We start from the raw sequence: 19,721 nt of genomic DNA, 5'->3' as shown, positions 1-19,721 counted from the left end.
TTAATTTATAGTAGAAGAATTAATTCACTAATTGTTGTAAGAAGAAAAGTCAATATTATAATAAATAATAATCCTCATAATATAAATTTTTTTCTTTCTTTTCTTTCTTTTTCTGTAATAATTCTTTTACCATTATTATCCTTTTTGTTATTATTTTCTATTTTCAATTGATTTTTTTTATTTTCATTTTCCATTAGAATAACTCCTGAATATTATTATAATAATATTTAATTCCTGAATAAATTGAAAAATAAAGTGCAATTAAAATTGGAATTAATGAAAATGCATAATAACTATCATAATTATAACCTCAATAATTACTTGTAGGTTGAGAATGAATTATAAATAAAACAATTATTCCAATCATTTGAAAAAAAGTTTTTAGTTTTCCAAATTTATCTGCGGAAAGAACTTTTCCTTTTGTTGATAAATTCATTCTTAATCCATCAACCATAATATCTCTAATTATAAAAATAACAACGATTCAAATAGGAATATATTCAAAAGCAGCGAAAAATACCAGTACTGAATTTATTAAAACTTTATCAGCAAGGGGATCAAAAAATTTACCAAAATTAGTAATTTGATTATTTTTTCTTGCAAGATATCCATCCAAATAATCAGTAAATGATGCGATTATAAATAAAATAAGAGCAATCACATTTAATCAACTAACATAAATATCTGAACCTATTGAAAAAGAAAAATTGTTTGTTAATGAAAGAGGAACAAAAGAAAGAATTATAATAATAATTAAAGTTAAAATAAATCTGAAAATTATTAATTTATTCGGAGTATTTAAATTCACGCTTTATTTCCTTAAATAATTTTTGATTTTTCTTATTACTATGAAGTAAGGATTCTGCTTTATTTCTTATTACATTAACAGAAAAAAAAGCTTGTTCTTCTCATTTTGCTGGTTTTACCTTTTTTAATTCTTCAAGTATTGGTTTTAATTCATTTTCTCTTTCAGGAATTAAATAAATTTTTTTAACTTCCTCAGAATTATATAAATTTTTTATAACTTGTAAAGCAGAATTATTAATATCACCAATAGATTTTATTCCGATTGAAGGCTTAAAATTTTTAAGATCTTTTGAAACGATATCTACCAATAAATAGAGTTTAAAAATTACCTTAATTGAATTTTCTTTTGATACTTTATCATCCTTCTTTTTTTTCATTAGATCAATTTGCTGTTTTTGCTTATCTTTTTTTGATCCAAAAACAGCAACAATTACTAATACTATTATTATCAGAAAAAATAAAGTTATAAAAATTATTGCAAACATAACATTTTTATTATATAAAAAATTAAAATAAAAAAAGCAGTTTAAACTGCTTTTAGAATTTGCTTTTTGTTATCGTAAGCCATATTTTGTTTATCTGACCATTTATCTAACTAATGAATTATCATTAATTCCAAAAATCGGTTGATTTCCCTATTTTGGTTCCCTTACCATAATTTAGGTTTCTAGCTTGTGGGGTTTACCTCGTTTCACCTTAAAATTTCTTTTAAGCTCGTCTCTGTGGCACCACAATTTAAATCATAATTTAAAAAACCTTAGATTTAAATTTGCCATAACAAGTTTGCTCTTGTTTGAATAGTTATTTTTTCCTATTCCACAAACATTACTTACATCTCAGTAAGTGCTAGCATGGACTTTCCTCAAAATATTTAAATAAATACTCTGCGATCAGTTGATAACAATATAATTATACAAAATAAATAAAAAATAAGAAAATAAGGTAATTTATTTTAATTTAATTATATGAACAAAGAAGACATAAGAAATATAAAATTTGAATTGTTAATTGAAAGATTATTAAAAGAAATTAATAAAAATGAAAATGGTTTTTTCATTAAATCACCAACACCAATAAAAAAAGTAATAATTAAGAAGAAAGAGAAAATTGTTTATTATCAAAAAGCTTTTTGTGATTTTACGGGAATAATAAACAAAAAATTTATTCTTTTAGAATTAAAAGACATTTCAGGAAATAGTTTTGAATTAAGAAGATTAAAACAACATCAAATTAATCAACTTCAAAAAATAAAGAAATTAGGGGGAGAATCTTTTATTTTATTTAGAATTAAAAAAGAAGAAAACATTATAGTAATTGTAAAAATATTTGACTATTTAAACTTTATTGAATTCAATAATAAAAAAAGTATAAACATTCAAATGATTAAAAAAATTGGTCAAAAAACAAATTTAAATGAATTTATCCCTTCTTTTACTCAGTTAGTCAATTAGTATGCAATATTTGATTTATATCTTTTTTATGAGGTTTAATATCTTCCTCTATTATTTTTTCAAATTCTTCTCAAGAAATAGAAAAATTAAAATTAAATTTTTCTAATTTATCTATTGTCTCAATAATTTTTCCTCATAAATTTTGATCTATTCAATTTTCAAACTTAACTTTAATAGATGTAACATTAGTGAAATTCATTCTTTTAATAAATCAATAATACCTATCCTCTTTTGTTGAATTATTTTTAGGAATATAATAAAGATTCAATAATCTTTCTCACAAATTATTTAAATTAAAAGAAATTTCTCTTCCTTTTAAATCAATTTTAATTAATTTTTGTTGTACCAATGAAGTTAAAATATTATCAGCATCAGATTTTGATATATCTAAACCTTTTGCTATTTTATTAAGAGAAATATTTTCACTTAAATCAAAATTTAAAATTGAAATTACAAGTAAAACTTCTTGTTCTTTTAAACCTAATAATTTATATTTTTTTAATAATAATCTTTCTTTATTTATTAAATTATCTTGTAATAAACTCCGAATATCAATCATAATTATTAAACTTTCATTTAATTTTTAATTAACGTCTACTTCCTATAATTGCTAATAATTTTAATAAATATAATGCAAAAACTGCAAGTGTAGTAATAAGGGCCATAACATAAGTTAAGGCTGCAGCATTAAGAACTTTTTTTGTTGCAATTCTTTCATCTTCTGTTGTTATAAATCCCATTGTCTGTAATTGTTTTTTTGCTTTATATGATGCATTATATTCAATCGGTAAAGTTACAAGTTGAAATAAAGCAGTTGCACCATAAACAACAACTCCAGGAACTAAAATTCAAAATACAAAAGTTCCATAACTTGAATTTGATCCAAATATTAATCCAAAAATTAATAAAGTAAATCCAATGTTCATCATAACTGAACCAATATTTGAAATTATTCCTATAGGTTGTGCTAAAGTATCACGAAAACGAATTCCCAATTCTCTTTTTCCTCATTGGATTGCATGGCCAACCTCGTGTGCTGCAACAGATGCTGCTGCAATAGAACTAGAATCATAAATACTAGGAGAAAGCATAATATGATTTTTTCTTGGATCATAATGATCTACGCCTTCTTTTCCTGCTTTAATAACAGTAACATTTGAAATTCCATTTTTAGCAAGAATTTCTCGTGCTATTTCTGCGCCTGTTTTATTAGATTTATTGGGAACAGAACTATAATGAACTAAAGTTTTTTTAAATCTACTTGCAACTACAACTTGCATTATTATTAAAAATATTATTAAACCAAATAATATTCAATATCACATATAAAATTCCATCTCTTTGCCTCCTAGCCTCTAATATTTTTATATATATATAATTATATTGATATTAATAAGAAAAAATGTAAAAATTTTTTAATTTTTACATTTTAATTTTTTATTAAATAAAAAATTTTTAATTATTAAATTTATCTTTTAAAGTTTTTGAAGGTCTAAAAACAATAACTTTTTGTGAAGCTATTTTAATCATTTCACCTGTTCTTGGATTTCTTCCTTGTCTAGCTTTACGTTGAATTATTTTAAATTTACCAAACTGAGGAATTGAAAATTCTTCACTTGATTTTAATTTTTTTTCAACATTGATAAAAATTAAATTAAAAATTTCTTCAACATCTTTTTTTGCTAAACCGGTATTTTTAGATATTTCTTCAAATAAATTTTTTTTATTATTCATAATGCTCATTTATTCCTTTAAAAAACTCATCCATAGCTTTACTAGGAGAAGTATTTTTATATGTTATATTATATAATAAATTAAATAACTTTAAATCAATTCCATTTTTTTTTGCAAGTAAAAAAATAATTTCAATTGACCTCAATCCTTCAATTGTAGTGAATGAATTAAGAATCTTTTTATTTACTTTATCATTTTTCCCTATTTTATAACCTACAGAAAAATTTCTTGATTTCTTTGAATTTCCTGTAAGATATAAATCTCCAACTCCTGCTGGCAAGAATATAATATTTTCATTTAATTTATATAAATTTACAATTTTTTTCATTTCTTCTAATGCTTCTGAAAAAATATATGCTCTCGAATTCATTTTATATCCTAACCCTTGAACAATTCCTAATAAAATTGATAAAGGATTCTTAATTACTGATAATATTTCAACACCATATATTTCATTAGAAATTATTATATTTATATAATTAGTTTCAAAATATTTTTTTAAATTTTTTGCAATTTCAATATCTTTTGCAGCTAAAACAAATTTTGTTGGTTCTTTTTTTAAAAGTTCTTTTGCAAAAGAAGGTCCGGATAATTTTAATGTTCCTAAATTTAAATTTTTAGGAATTGTTTCATCAATTATTTGATTTAAAAATTTAATTTCTTTATAATCAAATCCCTTTGCTAAATTAATAAAATAAGCTGCTTTTTTCATATTTGGTAAAATCTTTTCTTTTAAAACAATTTTAAAAATATGAGAAGGAATAGCAAGTAAAATAGCATCCGCTTCTTTTAAAGCTTCTTTTATATTATTTGTTGCCTCTATTTTATTTTTTAATTTTATTGATCCAAAATATTTTGTATTTTTATGATTTATTTTAATATCGTCTATCTCTTTTTTATCTATTCCATAAATAATTACATTATTATTATCTACAAGAAAATTTGCAACTGCTGTTCCAAAAGCCCCCGATCCAATAATTGTAAAATTAAATTTTTTTAATTTATCTTTATTTTCTATTAATTCATTATTAATATTATTAGTATTATTTAAATTTTTCATCTATTTTACGTTCCTTTTAAAAGTTATTTTAAATGGAATTCCTTCAAAATTAAATATTTTCCTTATTTGGTTTTCAATAAATCTTTTATAAGAAAAATGAATATATTGAGGATAATTTGTGAAAATAATAAAATTTGGATAATTCTTATTAAAATAAGTAATATAATCAAATTTTATCAAAATACCATTATGTCTAGGAGGAGTTTTTAACATTTGAATATCATTTAAAAATTGATTTAAATGACTTTTTTTGATATTTTTATTTTTATTTTCTCAAACTTGATTTACTATTTCAAATAAATTATCTAAATTTTTTCCTGTTTTCGCAGAAATAAATTCAACTTTTACTCAAGATGCAAATTTAAATTTATTTTTTATTTCTAATTTAACATTTTCGTAATCCGAATTAATAAATTGATCAGTTTTATTTATTAATAAAATTGTTGGTTTATATTCATCTTTTAAAATTGATAATAACTTTTGATCTATCAATGAAATTTCTTGTTTATAATCAATTACTAATAATATTATTTGTGAATTCATTATCACAAAATTTGATCTAAGTTCTGATAATCACTCAATTTGATCAAGAGCTTTCTTATTTTTTTTAATTCCCGCCGTATCAGTTATTTGATATTTTTTATCTTTAATTTCAATAAATGTATCAATAAAATCCCGCGTAGTTCCTGGTTTATTTGAAACAATTATTCTTTCATTTTTTAAAATTTTATTTAATAAAGTTGATTTACCAACATTTGGTTTTCCAATTATCCCTATTTTTAAATAATTTGATTCTTCTTTTATATTTGAAAAATTTAAATTTTTTGTTATTTCATCTAATAAATTATTAATATTTGTTCCATGAAGTGAAGAAATTGGAAAAATTTTTTTAATACCAAGTGAATAAAAATCTTTTATATCATTATTTATTTCTAATAAATTATCAGATTTATTAATTGCTAAAATAACTTTTTTCTTCAATTTTAAAATTTCTTTTGCAATTAAACGATCTTCTTTTAATAAACCCTCTTTTTTAGAAACAACCATTAAAATTAAATCTGCTTCTTTTAAAGCAATTTGGATTTGAATATTTATATCATTTTGAAAAGATATATTATTATTTTTAGAATAACCACCAGTGTCTATTATTAAAAATTCTTTATCAATTCAAGTACTTTTTTGATATATTCGATCTCTTGTAACTCCTTCTTTATCAAATGTAATTGAAATTTTTTTACCAATTAATCTATTAAAAAGAGTTGATTTACCAACATTTGGTCTTCCAATAATTACAACTTTAGGTATCTTAAACATTTTTATTAATCTCCAATATTTTATTTTTGATTAAATTAAAAACTTCATTGTAATTTTTATTTGTTGTATCTATTTTTATAGCATCCTTTGCAGGTATTAAAGGAGCAATAATTCTTGTTTTATCTTCTTTATTACGATCTTTAATTTTTTGCAAAATATCTTGATATTTTAAATTATTATAGTTTTCTTCCATTTCTTTAAATCTCCTTTTAGCTCCTTCTTCATCACTAACAGTAAGAAAAAATTTAATTTTAGCATTAGGAATAACTACTGTTCCAATATCTCTACCTTCAACAATAAATCCTCCTTTTTTCAAAATTTTTCTTTGTATTTTTGTTAAATAATCTCGAACAAATTTTAATTTTGATAATTGCGAAGATAATTCAGAAATTTCTTGTGATTCCAATTCTAATTGGTCATAAATAAAATTTTTTATATCCACTTTATTATTTTTATATGTAAACTTAAGTTTTCTTAAATTTTTTTCTAATTCTTCTTCTGTATAATTGTTTCTTAAATTAAAAATAGCAACTAAACGATACATTTTTCCTGTATTTAAAAATTTCATTTTTAAATCTAATGATAAAGCTAAGGCTAAAGTTGATTTTCCTGTTGCCGCATATCCATCTATTGCTATATTATTATTATTAAAATTCATAAAAAAACACCCAATAACATTATATTTAAAAATATAACGACAATTCAAAATCATTTATGTTTTTTTTTAAATTTTTTAACATCAGAATTTAAATTTTTAATATTTTTTATTAATTTAAAATCATTTTCTAATGATTTTATTTTTAAAATACTATTATCTTTTACTAAAAAATTTAATTTATCTAAATTTTTATTATGAAGATTTATAAATTTGCTTTCTAAATCTTTATTATTATAAGATTTAATATTATTTAAAAAATTTAAAGATTCTGATTTTTCTTTTTCTACAAATAATTTGCTTATATTATTTAATTTAAAATTAAAAGAATTAATTTCTTTTGAAATTGAATTTTCTTCCAATATAAATTCAAATTGTTTATTATTAATATTATTTTTTTTATTAAGATATTCTTTATAAAAATAATTTGAAGAATTTAAAATATTTTCAAAATTATTAAGTAATTTTTTATTAATTTCATTATTTTCATCATATGAAATAATATTAAAATTTTTGAAAAATTGATTTTGCAAAGAAAAATTATTGTATAAAGAATTTTCTAAATTTTTATTAATATTAAAAATTAAATTTTTTTCTTCTAATGTTAAATCTAATTCTTTTATTTTTACATTTTTATCCATAATAATTTCATATTTAAATTCTAAGAATTTAAATAATTTTCAATTTTATTTTGATGAAAATTTATTGTTTGAAAATTAACATATCTTTCAATTTCTTTTAAATTTTTAAAAATCATAAAGGTAGGAACTTTTTCTACCTGAAAAAATTTATTTTCTTTACTAATTCATAATTTTTCTTGATCAACATTAATATTAAAAAATAAAATTTTACCTTCATATTTTTCCTTTAATCTTTCAAAAATTAAACTAGACATTTTACATTCTCCACATCAAGAAGCAAAAAAATAAACAAAAATAGGTTTTTCATTTTTTTCAATTTCCTCTCTTAAATTAAAAATTACAGATTTAGAAATCTCTGATCTCATTACAAATATCCTCATCAATTAATTTATAAAAATTATTATTATTTTTTTCTTTTTCAATAATTTTATATTTAAATAAATTATCTAAAATTAAGTAGGCCTCATTATAATTTATTCCCATATAAGATTGAATTGTTTGCAAATTAATTTCCTTTTTTTCACATAAAATAATTTTTGCTGATTTAATTAAAAAATCTTTTTGTTCTAAAGAATTTTCATCTTCAATTTCTAATTTCATATTTTTATTTAATTTTTTCTTTCTATTTTTAAAATTATAAAAATTTTTTAAATAATTATTAATTAATTTTAATTCTTGATCAGAAATTTTTGTTTGTTGACAATGAATAAATTTATTTTCATTATAAATTAAGAAATCTCCAATTAAAAATAATTGATCAATTGCTTTTTCTTTAAAAATATAATTTTTTGAAAAATCATTTACAGAAAATAAAATCTTTTGTTCTTTTTTAAATAAATTCAAATTAAAATTTTTAAAATTTTTATCATCAATTTTATTTGTTAATATAATTGGATAAATTAAAAATTTTTCGCCATATTCAATAATTTTTTCAAATTTTTTAATCATTAATGGATCATTATTATTTAATATATCTATAATTTCAGGAATAATTAATATTATTTTTTCTATTTTTTTTTCTTTATCTGCAATAGATTTATTATATTTATCAAAATTACTTATATTATATTTCTTTAATAAATTATTTCTTGTTTCAAAAATATTTATAATTTCTTGTAAAGAATAATTAATATTATTCTTATTTTTTTCAAAATAGGGAAGTGAATCATCATAAGCAAATTTAAAATCTTCTTTATTTAAAATTTTAAATTTAATTTCTTGATAATCTTTTGTTAAAACTATTGTAGTAATTAAATTATTTACAAAATTAATTTTGTCTTCCTGTTGTGCAACTATGAATAATTTTGATAATGATTTATATATTTTTTGACCCTTATAATTTTCTCCTAATATTATTTTTTCATTGATATAATCAGATTTTAATTTTATAATCAGATTTTTAAAATTAGGAAAATTATAATAATTATTTTTAATTTCTAATAATAAGTTTTTTTTATTAATATCATTAATATCAAAGCGATATTTTACTTTATAAAAATCATTATTGAAATGACTTTTAAATAAATATAAATCATTAATATTAAAATTTTTAAAAATTTTAATATTAAAAGTTATAAATGTAGAACACTCATTTATTTCAAAAATTTCTCCCGGAAAATTTATGTTTCTTAAAATATAATTTATTTTTCTTTTATATTTTCCAATTAATTCTTGATAATTTATTATTTTATTTGAATCTTCTGACTTTAATAAAAAAAGTGGAAATTTATCTTTTAAATTTTTTTTTTTAAAAATGAAGAATCTTCATTTTCTTGATCATTATCGTTTAAATTAATTTGGTCGCTTTTTTTTGGATCCTCCATATCTTCTTTTAAATCAAATTCTTCTTCATATTCAAAATCTTTAAATGTATTACTAGAATCATCTTTTTCAGAAATTTCAAAATAATCATCAAATTTCAATGTATATGACTTCTTATTATCATCATTTAATTTAATATCAATATTTTTCTCTAAATTTAATTCTTCTAATTTTTGTTTTAATTTTTCTGCTTCAAAAATATTTTCAAAAAGAAATTGGGCAGTATTTGATTGTTCTTCAAATTTTTCATCAACAAAATCTTCTCCTTTTTTTTCTGATAAAATTTTGTTTTTTACTTTATTAAGTCTTGCATTTTCTTTCAATAAATTAAAATCTATTGAATCTAAATTTTTATTTTCAGATTTTTGTGCAAAATTTTCATCCTCTAAAGAAAAATTCTCATTTTGATCATTGTTTTTTGAAAAAAAACTAAATCAATTCAAAAAACTATTTCAAGCAGATGAAAATATATTTTTATTATTTTTATTTTTTTTAATCATTCTTTACTTTATTTAACTCCAATAATTAAAATTATATTTGTTTAATCTTTATTATTATAGTTGGAATTTTTTTAATTGATAAACGTAAAATTTTATTAATTCTTTTTACCATTATAGATTGAACTCTATTTAAGATAAAATCTTCGCGATTTTCCTCGATAATTAATTTAATCTCATTTTCTAAATTTTGCATTAATTTTTCTTGATTTTTAATGTAAATAAGACCACGCATTTGAATATCCATATTTGAAACTACTTTGTATTTTTGTTCTTTACTTACAATACAACCAATAGTTAATAATCCATCTTTACCAAGTTCTTGTCTTTGCTTAATAATTTCACTATCAATCAATTCATCATTCATCCCTTCTATAACTTGTTCTCCAACTTCTTTTATTTTTCTCAAAATACCCATATTATTACCATCATTTATTTCATAAATCTCCCCATTTTCAGCAATAATTACTTGATCATCTTTATAACCTATTGATTTTAAAATATTTCTTGCTTCAATAAATTCTTTATAATAACCTTTTACAGGCATAATAAATTTTGGTTTTAATAATCCAACATAATTTTTTAAATCATACTGTGTTGGATGAATTCAAATTTTGTCTTTTTCTGTAAGAATTAAAGTCTTTGGATCTATTTTTGAAACTTCACTTGTAATATTTTGAAAAATAGCTTCATTTCCAGGCTGCGGTTCACAGGCAAAAATAAAAATATCTTCTTTTTCAATTTCTAAGTTATAAATATTATCTTCAATCAAACTTGATTTAATTCGATGATAAAGATTAGATCTTGTTCCCGATATAATTATCAGAACTTCTTCTGGTAAAGTTGAACTTTTTAAATCCATTGCTTTTTTGAAAGGAAAATTTGGAATTTTTTGCTCTTTAATCATAATTTTAAGCAATTCTAAAAATTCAAGATCAAAAATATAAATTTGTCTATTATATTCTTTTGCCAATTTTATAATTTCAATAATATTTATAATATTATCTTCATAAAGAGTTATAAAAATTCTCTTTTTTTCATCAAAATATTTTTCAATATAACGAGAAATTTTATAAAGAGGATAAATTGATGAATTTCTATTCATATTTAAAGAATCAGATATTAGTAAAAGATTTTTTTCAATTGTATATTTTTTAATATGATCAAAAATTGAAATTTTATATTCTTCAATATAATCAAAAATATAAGAAGAGAGATAAAAAATATTTCCATCTTTTGTATTAAAAACATAACCTAAAGTTCCAGGACAAGAACCATTTAAATCAATAACTCTTATTAATATGTCATCTATTTTTAGTGAATCTTTTTCTGTTATTACATTTTTAAGTGCTTTTTTAACATAAAAATTATCTTTAAAAAATACATCTAAAGATTTAATTGTAATACTTGAACCATAAACTTTGATTTTTGGGAACAATTTAAGAATTTGTGGAATTGCTCCGAGCATACTCCTATTAGGAGAAGATAAAAAAATTCCTTTTACTTTATCAATATTTTCTTTTAAATAATCAATTTTAGGAATAAAATAATTTATTCCTAAAAGAGAAGAAAATGGTTCAAAAACCCCCGAATCTAAAATAAATATTTTAGAATCAATTTCTAACACATATAAATCTTTTGCTTTTTCGTCTAGGCCCCCTAAACCTAGTATCCTAATTTTTGACATTTTTTTTCCTTTTTAAAATATTTAGTTGTTCTTGAAAATAAGAAGGTAATTTTGCTGAAAAGCATTTTCTATTTTTTTGATAATCATAAAAACAAATCTTAGAAGCATGTAAAAATTGTCCATTTAAATTATTTTCTTTTATTTTTTTACCATAATCAAAATCATTTAAAATTGGTGTTTTTAAATACTGCATATGCACACGAATTTGATGTGTTCTTCCTGTTTTTGTAATTATTTTTAAATAATCATAATTCAAAAATCTTTCAATAACTTCATATTCAGTAATTGCATATTTACTATTTTTATTAGTTACTGTCATCAATTTTCTATTATTAATATTTCTTCCAATTGGTGCATCAACAATACCTTTTTTTGCCTGTAAATTACCATTTATAATCGCTAAATACTCTTTATAAATTTTTCGATCTTGAAATTGTTTTTGTAAATAATTACTAAATTTATCATTTTTAGCAATTATAATTAATCCTGAAGTATTTTTATCAATTCTATGAACAATTCCTGGTCTTTTTGTATTAATATTTGATAATTCTTTTCCCATTGAAATAAGAATATTAACTAATGTATAATCACTATTTCCATTTCCAGGATAAACAGATAAGTTAGATGGTTTATTAATTACAATATAATCATCTGTTTCAAAAATTATATCAATTAATTTTTTATTATTTCACTTATTTAATTTTTCTTGATTATTTTTTTCAAAAAAAGAATCATTAATATCTATTAAACCGTTACCTTTTATTATATGACTTGATTTATTAACTAATTTATTATCAATAAATAAAAAATTGTTTTTAATTAAATTATTTATTTTTGATCTTGTTAATTTTTGTTTTAGTATTTTTGCTAAATATTTGTCTATTCTTATTGGATTTAAATTTTCAAAATTAAATTTCATTTTAAATATCAATTAAACTTAAAAGTTTTTTATATTTTTCTCTTTTAATTGTTTCTGTTACAATTAATTCTTTTTTTGCCTTTTGCAAAAAACCTTTATTTAATAAAAGTTTATTAGCTCTTTCATATTCAAATTTAAAATAATTTCTTGCTTTTAATTTTAAATTATCAATTGTTTTTAAATTATTATTATTAAATTTATAAAATATTGCCCCAAAATTATTAGAAATATAAATATCATTAAATTTTAATTTTAAATTTTCATCTAAGAATTTAAAATTGTATTTTTTACCTAAAAATTCAAAAATTTTAATTTTTTCTTGTTCTTTTAAATTTTTATTAAAAATAAATATTTCATCATTTTTTTTATAATTTTGATTTGACTTTATTTTTCTTAAAATTTTTAAAATTGTAAGAATTTTTTCAATAATATCAAATTCTATTTCCAAGTTATTTATATCATTTAAATTAGGATAATTTTCTAATAAAATTGATTCTTTAATATTTATATATTTTTTTAATGATTGATATATATGTTCAGTAATAAATGGAATAAAAGGATGCAAACAAATTAAAATTTCTAAATAAATATTAACTAAATTTTCAATTTTATCTTCATAATTAACTTCTTTTAATAATTCTAAATAATTACTTGAAAAATCTTCAATCAAAAATTTATAGATACTATTAAATATAATAGTAAGATTATATTTTTCAATATTATTTTCAATTAATATTAATAATTTTTTAAATTTATCTAAAATATAATTATCTAAAGAAGATATATTTAAATCCATTATATTTTTGCGTGATATTTTTTTTTGATTAATTAATATTAATAATAAATTATTTATATTAAATAATTTATTATTAATATCTCAAGAAAAATTAATTTTTTCTTCATTAAAATTAATATCATTTCCAGGTGTAGAATTTGCGAGTAATGAAAATCTTAAAGAATCTGAACCTCATTTATTAATAATCTCAATTGGATTAATTCCATTATTTAAAGATTTAGACATTTTTTTACCATTTTTATCTCGTATTAATCCATGAATAATTATATTTTTAAAAGGATATTTGCCTTCAATTTCAATCGATTGAAAGATCATTCTTGTAACTCAAAAGAAAAGAATATCTCTTCCTGTAAATAAAGTATCAGATAAATAATTATTATTTTCAGAATTAGATATAATTTGTTCATTTTTAAATATTATAGGTAACAAAGAAGAAGAAAATCAAGTATCTAAAACATCATTATCTTGTATTCAATTTTTACCTGGAGAATTTTTTTGAACTTTTATTTTATCTTCAAAATATCATGCTGGAATTTGATGTCCTCATCATAATTGACGAGAAATACATCAATCTTGCATATTGCTAATTGCTTTTTGATAATCTTTAAGAAATCTTTCAGGATAAAAATAAATGTTATCTTTTTTAAAATTTAAAATATTTTTTGCAAGAATTGAAGATTTTAAAAATCATTGATTTGAAATTAATGGTTCTATTATTGAATTAGATCTTTGTGAATAAGAAATATTATTAATATAATTTTGATCAATTTTTTCAAGTAAATTATTTTTATCTAAATTTTTAACTATTTTTTCTCTTGCTTCATAAAGATCTAAATTGGAATAATTTAAACAATTTTGATTCAAAGAACCATCTTTATTCAAAATATTTATGAAGTCTAAATTATATTTTTTTCCTAAATCATAATCGTTAAAATCATGTGCTGGAGTAGCTTTCATTACTCCTGTTCCAAAATTTATATCAATATAATTATCTGCATAAATTTTTAATTTTTCTCTTGTTAAAGGATTAATTAAATATTTTCCGATAAATTTTTGATATCTTTTATCATTTGGATTTACAAAAACAGCAGTATCACCAAAAATAGTTTCCGGTCTTGTTGTTGCAATAATTAAATATTTTTCTTCTTTTGAAAAAAAAGGATATCGAATATAATAAAGATTTGATTTTGTATCTTTTCTTTCAACTTCAATATCTGAAATTGCTGTTTGTAATTTTGTATCTCAGTTTATTATTTTTTGATCTTTATAAATTAATCCTTTTTTGTAATATTTAATAAAAGTTTCAATTACAAGATCATTCATATCTTTGTCTAAAGTAAATTTATATTTATCAAAATTTAAACAAACACCAATTTTATATCATTGATTAAAAATATTTTTTTCGTATTTATTTTTTCAATTTCAAATTTCTTGTAAAAATTTTTCTTTACCAATTTCAAAACGATTTTGCTTTTTTTCATCATATATTAATTTTTCAATTTTTGCTTGTGTTGCAATTCCAGCATGATCAGTACCTGGATATCAAATTGCATTATATCCCTTTAATTTTTTATATCTAATTAAAAGATCAGGAAAATATAAATCTCAAGCATGACCCAAATGTAAATCTCCTGTTATATTAGGAGGAGGAAGAATTATTGAAAAAGTCTTTTTTCCAATATTTTTATTAGAAAAAAAATTATTTTTTCTTCAAAAATAATAAATTTTTTCTTCAAATTTAATTGGATTATATATATTTTTTTCTTTTGTTTTTTTATCTTTCATATATAATTTATAATTTTATATTCTATGATCTTTTCTTAATTTTTTATAAAGTTCATCAAAATTTGCAACAGGAATAATTTTTAAATTTTTTGTAATTTCTTTTGGTAATGTGTCAACATCTCTTAAATTTTCTTTTGGGATATAAATTGCTTCTAAACCAGAACGATAAGCAGAAATTGATTTTTCTCTAAGTCCACCAATTGGTAATATTTTTCCTCTTAAAGTAATTTCCCCTGTCATTCCTATTTTTTCAGAAACAGGAATTTTTCGAAGCGCAGAAATTAGTGATGTTGTAAAAGTAACTCCTGCAGATGGTCCATCTTTTGGAGTAGCACCATCAGGAGAATGAACATGAACATCAAAATCTTTAAAAATATTTTTATTATCTTTAAGATCTGCTTCAATTCCAAATTTTTGATAATTTGCCTTAATATAAGAATAAGCAATAGAAGCAGATTCTTTCATTACATCTTTAATTTGACCTGTTAATATTAAATTACCTTTACCAGGAAAAAGAGTAACTTCAATTGGTAAAATATCTCCACCATAAGCTGTTCAAGCAAGACCATTTACTGTTCCTATCTGTGGAGTATCTTCTTTTTTTGTATAATCAAATTTAATTTTTCCTAATAATTTTTCAATGTGTTTTTTATTAATTTTATAAACACTTGAACCTTTTAATTTTCCATCCAAACTCATTACCAAAATACCACGAGCAATTTTTTCAAGTGTTCTATGAAGTTGTCTTACTCCTGCTTCCATTGTATAATGTCTAATAATAAATTTCAATATATCATCATCAATTTTAAAGTTTTTAAATTTTAAATTTGTTTCATTTATAACACGAGGAACAAGAAATCTTTTTGCAATTTCCACTTTTTCGAGTTCTGTATATGATGTTATTTCAATTTTTTCTAAGCGATCATAGAGAGGTTCAGGAATATCTCTAACATAATTTGCTGTTGCTATAAAAAAGACATCAGATAAATCATATTCTTCTTCTAAATAATGATCTTGAAATTTATTATTTTGTTCATAATCCAAAACTTCAAGCATTGCAGAAGCTGGATCTCCCCTAAAATCAGAAGACATTTTATCAATTTCATCAAGTAAAATTACAGGATTTGCTGTTCCTGCTTTTCGCATTGCTTGAATAATTTTACCTGGCATTGAAGCTATATAAGTTCGGCGATGTCCTCTTATTTCTGATTCATCTTTTATTCCACCAAGAGAAATTTTAATAAATTTACGATCTAATGCTCTTGCAATTGATTTTGAAAGTGAAGTTTTTCCTGTTCCGGGAGGACCTATTAATGATACAATGGCCCCTTTAGAATTAGGATTACTTTGTTTTACAGCAAGATATTCAATAATTCTTTTTTTAGGTTCTTCAAGACCATAATGATCTTCATCAAGAATTTTTTTTGCTTTTAAAATATCAATTTTCTCATTATCTTTTTGTCATCAAGGAACATTCATTATTCAATCTAAATATGTTCGAATAATTCCTGCTTCAGGAGCTGAACTTGGTGTATTTTCAAGCCTACCTATTTCTTTTAAAATTTTGGTCTTAATGTTTTGAGGATATGGATTTTCCTCTGCTCTTTTTTTAAGAGTTTTAACATCATTTTCCTCACCAGACATTTCATCTAACTCTTCTTTAATTGCTTTTAATTGTTCTCTTAAATAAAATTCTTTTTGTTGTTTTGTAAATTTTTCTCTTACTCTTGTATTAATGTCACGAGCAATATTTTCATTTACTTGTAATGAAGTTTGTAAATTATCTAATAATATTTCTAATCTTTTTTCAACATTATTTTCACTTATTAATTCAAATTTTTCTTCCATTGTAAGATGTAAAATATTTGCAATGGAATCAGAAAATGCACCTGTTGGTGCTTGGAATAATGGCTCCATATTATCTGATTTTAATTTTAATTGATTCATTCTTTGTAATATTAAATTACGAATTTTGTTTTTTAAATCAATTGATTTTTCTGAATCAATATTAACATCTTTCAAATCAATAAATTCAGCCAAAAAATTACCTGGTGATTTTTCCTGAAAATCAACAATTTTAACACGCTTAAGTCCATTAAAAAAAATATTAATTGTATCTTCTTTTTCGACAATATTGCCAACAGAAGCATAAGTTCCATATTCTAAAACTTTCAATTTTTTCTCTTTTGAATTATTTTCTTCTGCTTCTTCTTGATCAAGATTGTAATCTTCATATGAAGATGTAATAATTACATTTAAATCACTTTTTTGAAAATTTTTAATAAAACCTTCTGATAAATATTCCTTTTTAAATCCTAAACTTGTAACAAAATTAGGAAATAAAATATTCCCCTTAGTAATTATTAATGGTAATTTTTTATTTAAAGACATAATTTTTATTTTTGTAAAATCCTTATTTCAGTTTACTAATTAATTTATTTATTAATTTTTGATATATTAAAGAACTTCTGATTGTTTCTTCTGGAATTTGTTTCTTTACATCTTCAATCTTAACGCTTTGGTCTTTTGAAATTTTATTATACTCCTGATATAGTTCATTTTGTGAAACATCAATTTTAAAATCATCAAGTAATTTAGAATAAATTAAACTATTTTCAATTTTTATTTTAATATTTGGTTTTAAGTTTTTTTCTTTAAAGTTATTTTCATTTGTATCTAACATTTTAAAATAATCTGTTAAATTCATTCCTTGTTCAATTAAACGTTTTTTAAAATCCTCAAACTCTTTATTTAATTCTTGTTCAATTAATTCAAAAGGAACTTCTATTTCTGTTTTCTCCAATTTTTTTATTTCTGATAAAAAATTACTTAAAAAATTATCATTTGCTTGTTGAATATTTTTTTCACTTAATATTTTTTCTATTTTTTGATGAAATTCTTCAATAGATTTAATACCCATTTTTTGTAATTTATCAACTAATTTTTCATTTGATATTTTCTCTTCATGAAACACTTTATTAATTTTAACACCAAAAACAGCATTTTTATCTGATAAATTTTTTACAGGATATGTTTTTGGAAATCTAACTTTAATTTCTATACTATCACCAATTTTAGCACCAATCAATTGATTTTCAAAATTATCAATAAAAGAATTAGAACCTATTTTTAATTCAAAACCACTTGCTGTTCCCCCTTCAAATTCTTTTTCATCAACTTTTCCTACAAAATCAATTACAACTATATCATCATTTTGAATTTTATAATTTTTATCTTTTATTTCTTTTTTATCTATTAAAAATTCACCCATTTTAGAAATTTCATTTTCTATATCTTTATTAGTAACTTTTTCTTCTTTATACTCAATTTTTAAATTATCAAAATTCCCTAATTTAATTTTTGGATATAAAATACCTTTAAAATGTATTTCCACTTCATCATCAGAAATTTTTTCAACTTCTAATTTTGGTCCAGAAATAACATTATGCTTTTTAAATTCATTAATAATTTCATCATAACTATTATTAACAATTTCATCTACTGCTTCATTTCATATTTGATCTTTTTTAATGTGTTTTTTAGCAATCTCAACAGGAACTTTTCCTTTTCGAAAACCTTTCAATTCTAAATTTGAAATTAGATCTTTATTAATTTTTTTTAAAATATTTGTTCAATCTTCTCCGTTTAAAATTAACTTTAAATCTATGTTTTTTTTATTTATATCTACGTCTATTTTTTTCATTTTTTTCTCCTCGTCTTTTGAAAGATGTTAAAATACTTTTACTTTTTATATTATACAATATCAAATGTTTATATTATTTTTTTAAATCTAAGTCATATAAAAAATTTTTTATCTGAAAAATAAAGAAATCATAATTATTTATTATTTTCTTGATTGCATTTTTTAAATCATTATCTTTAAAAAAAATTGATGTAAGATAAATTGAATGTAAATAGTAACTACTATTTTTTATTATCATTTTATTATTTTTAAAATTCAAAAGATAAATCATTTCAAGAATTGAAAAACTAAGATTTTTTAACATTGGATCTTTAAATAAATAATTTTCTATTTCTATTGAATCCTTTGCAAATTCCTTACTTTCATAAAAATTAATAATTCTTTTTAAATCAAAACTTTCTTTTTTACCACTATTTAATAATATATTGATTATTATATTAATTTCTTGTTTTTTAAGAATTAATAATAATTTAAATTTAAGTAAATCATTTAATTTTTGATTTAAAAGAATATTTTTTATTACTAATATTTCACTTTTTAAATCAAAATAATCAAGCGATTCAATAATTTCAATTTTCTCAAAAAAATTATACTTATTTGAAAACAAATTTTTTATATATAAATTAAAAGAAATATCTTTTTTAAGATTTTTTTTAATTAAAAAAAAATCAATATTATTTTTCAATAAATTAATTTTTTTTTCTACATCAAAAGGAATATAAGGCATTTTTAATTCTTCTTCAATTATTTTAGAAGCCTTAGCATACTCTTTTTTATTAATAAAATTTTCAATATTAGAAATTATTTCTTTATAATAATTATTTTTAATCATTTTTAAATCTTTTTTCAAA

At 20.1% G+C, this 19,721-nt stretch carries 20 protein-coding genes and 1 other RNA gene; 1 reads left to right on the top strand and 20 read right to left on the bottom strand.

From position 1 onward, the window contains the following. Window positions 1-5: 5 nt before the first annotated feature. The 4 genes from X271_RS00505 to rnpB form a co-directional block, all read right to left on the bottom strand. The gene (locus tag X271_RS00505; protein WP_025208514.1) at window positions 6-194 is read right to left on the bottom strand and encodes a hypothetical protein; all 189 of its coding nucleotides are present in this window, start codon (window positions 192-194) and stop codon (window positions 6-8) included. Further along, window positions 194-808 (bottom strand): CDP-diacylglycerol--glycerol-3-phosphate 3-phosphatidyltransferase, encoded by a 615-nt coding sequence (pgsA, locus tag X271_RS00500; RefSeq protein WP_038462216.1) that lies wholly within the window; start codon window positions 806-808, stop codon window positions 194-196. Before pgsA ends, X271_RS00505 begins: the two co-directional genes overlap by 1 nt. Next, a complete protein-coding gene (locus X271_RS00495) occupies window positions 786-1,292 on the bottom strand; it encodes an MHJ_0274 family protein (protein WP_025208513.1) in 507 nt (168 codons plus the stop codon). Before X271_RS00495 ends, pgsA begins: the two co-directional genes overlap by 23 nt. A gap of 71 nt (window positions 1,293-1,363) precedes the next feature. Further along, window positions 1,364-1,709, bottom strand: an RNA gene (rnpB, locus tag X271_RS03075) — RNase P RNA component class B. Window positions 1,710-1,772: 63 nt separating this feature from the next. Here rnpB and X271_RS00490 point away from each other — a divergent pair. Then, a complete protein-coding gene (locus X271_RS00490) occupies window positions 1,773-2,258 on the top strand; it encodes a Holliday junction resolvase RecU (RefSeq protein WP_025208512.1) in 486 nt (161 codons plus the stop codon). On the opposite strand, the gene X271_RS00485 is transcribed toward X271_RS00490, so the two are convergent. From X271_RS00485 to X271_RS00410, 16 genes are all read right to left on the bottom strand, one after another. Beyond that, a complete protein-coding gene (locus tag X271_RS00485) occupies window positions 2,239-2,817 on the bottom strand; it encodes a hypothetical protein (RefSeq protein WP_025208511.1) in 579 nt (192 codons plus the stop codon). The genes X271_RS00490 and X271_RS00485 overlap by 20 nt on opposite strands. A gap of 28 nt (window positions 2,818-2,845) precedes the next feature. Continuing rightward, a complete protein-coding gene (locus X271_RS00480; RefSeq protein WP_038462323.1) occupies window positions 2,846-3,583 on the bottom strand; it encodes a zinc metallopeptidase in 738 nt (245 codons plus the stop codon). A 130-nt stretch (window positions 3,584-3,713) separates the two neighbouring features. Continuing rightward, window positions 3,714-3,992, bottom strand: coding sequence for an HU family DNA-binding protein (locus X271_RS00475; RefSeq protein WP_025208509.1), 279 nt, complete (start codon window positions 3,990-3,992; stop codon window positions 3,714-3,716). Next, a complete protein-coding gene (locus X271_RS00470) occupies window positions 3,985-5,052 on the bottom strand; it encodes an NAD(P)H-dependent glycerol-3-phosphate dehydrogenase (protein ID WP_025208508.1) in 1,068 nt (355 codons plus the stop codon). The genes X271_RS00475 and X271_RS00470 overlap by 8 nt, the downstream gene beginning before the upstream one ends. Then, window positions 5,053-6,366, bottom strand: coding sequence for a ribosome biogenesis GTPase Der (gene der, locus X271_RS00465; protein ID WP_025208507.1), 1,314 nt, complete (start codon window positions 6,364-6,366; stop codon window positions 5,053-5,055). Further along, complete coding sequence (gene cmk, locus X271_RS00460; protein ID WP_025208506.1) at window positions 6,359-7,024, bottom strand: (d)CMP kinase; 666 nt, start codon at window positions 7,022-7,024, stop codon at window positions 6,359-6,361. Before cmk ends, der begins: the two co-directional genes overlap by 8 nt. Further along, a complete protein-coding gene (locus tag X271_RS00455; protein WP_025208505.1) occupies window positions 7,000-7,662 on the bottom strand; it encodes a hypothetical protein in 663 nt (220 codons plus the stop codon). The genes cmk and X271_RS00455 overlap by 25 nt, the downstream gene beginning before the upstream one ends. A gap of 20 nt (window positions 7,663-7,682) precedes the next feature. Beyond that, complete coding sequence (locus X271_RS00450) at window positions 7,683-8,027, bottom strand: thioredoxin family protein (RefSeq protein WP_025208504.1); 345 nt, start codon at window positions 8,025-8,027, stop codon at window positions 7,683-7,685. After that, window positions 8,008-8,610: a hypothetical protein gene (locus tag X271_RS00445; protein WP_025208503.1), complete on the bottom strand. Its 603-nt coding sequence runs from the start codon at window positions 8,608-8,610 to the stop codon at window positions 8,008-8,010. The genes X271_RS00450 and X271_RS00445 overlap by 20 nt, the downstream gene beginning before the upstream one ends. A 785-nt stretch (window positions 8,611-9,395) precedes the next feature. Further along, complete coding sequence (locus X271_RS00440; RefSeq protein ID WP_025208502.1) at window positions 9,396-9,983, bottom strand: hypothetical protein; 588 nt, start codon at window positions 9,981-9,983, stop codon at window positions 9,396-9,398. Between the two features lie 31 nt (window positions 9,984-10,014). Beyond that, on the bottom strand, window positions 10,015-11,667 hold the full coding sequence (locus X271_RS00435) for a ribonuclease J (RefSeq protein WP_025208501.1): 1,653 nt from the start codon (window positions 11,665-11,667) through the stop codon (window positions 10,015-10,017). Then, entirely contained in the window at window positions 11,654-12,586 is a 933-nt protein-coding gene (locus X271_RS00430) for an RluA family pseudouridine synthase (RefSeq protein ID WP_025208500.1), read from the bottom strand. The genes X271_RS00435 and X271_RS00430 overlap by 14 nt, the downstream gene beginning before the upstream one ends. 1 nt (window position 12,587) lies before the next feature. Next, window positions 12,588-15,167, bottom strand: a complete 2,580-nt coding sequence (locus X271_RS00425; protein WP_038462213.1) for a valine--tRNA ligase — start codon at window positions 15,165-15,167, stop codon at window positions 12,588-12,590. 15 nt (window positions 15,168-15,182) lie between these two features. Beyond that, window positions 15,183-17,558, bottom strand: a complete 2,376-nt coding sequence (lon, locus tag X271_RS00420; RefSeq protein WP_025208499.1) for an endopeptidase La — start codon at window positions 17,556-17,558, stop codon at window positions 15,183-15,185. A 22-nt stretch (window positions 17,559-17,580) separates the two neighbouring features. Next, window positions 17,581-18,870 (bottom strand): trigger factor, encoded by a 1,290-nt coding sequence (gene tig, locus X271_RS00415; RefSeq protein ID WP_025208498.1) that lies wholly within the window; start codon window positions 18,868-18,870, stop codon window positions 17,581-17,583. A gap of 73 nt (window positions 18,871-18,943) precedes the next feature. Beyond that, window positions 18,944-19,702, bottom strand: coding sequence for a hypothetical protein (locus X271_RS00410; RefSeq protein ID WP_128824162.1), 759 nt, complete (start codon window positions 19,700-19,702; stop codon window positions 18,944-18,946). Window positions 19,703-19,721 lie beyond the last annotated feature (19 nt).

It is taken from the genome of Candidatus Hepatoplasma crinochetorum Av (assembly GCF_000582535.1).
Lineage (GTDB): Bacteria > Bacillota_I > Bacilli_A > Mycoplasmatales > Hepatoplasmataceae > Hepatoplasma > Hepatoplasma crinochetorum.
Note: the sequence above shows the minus strand (reverse complement) of the source record. Positions and strands in the feature narration are given on the sequence as shown.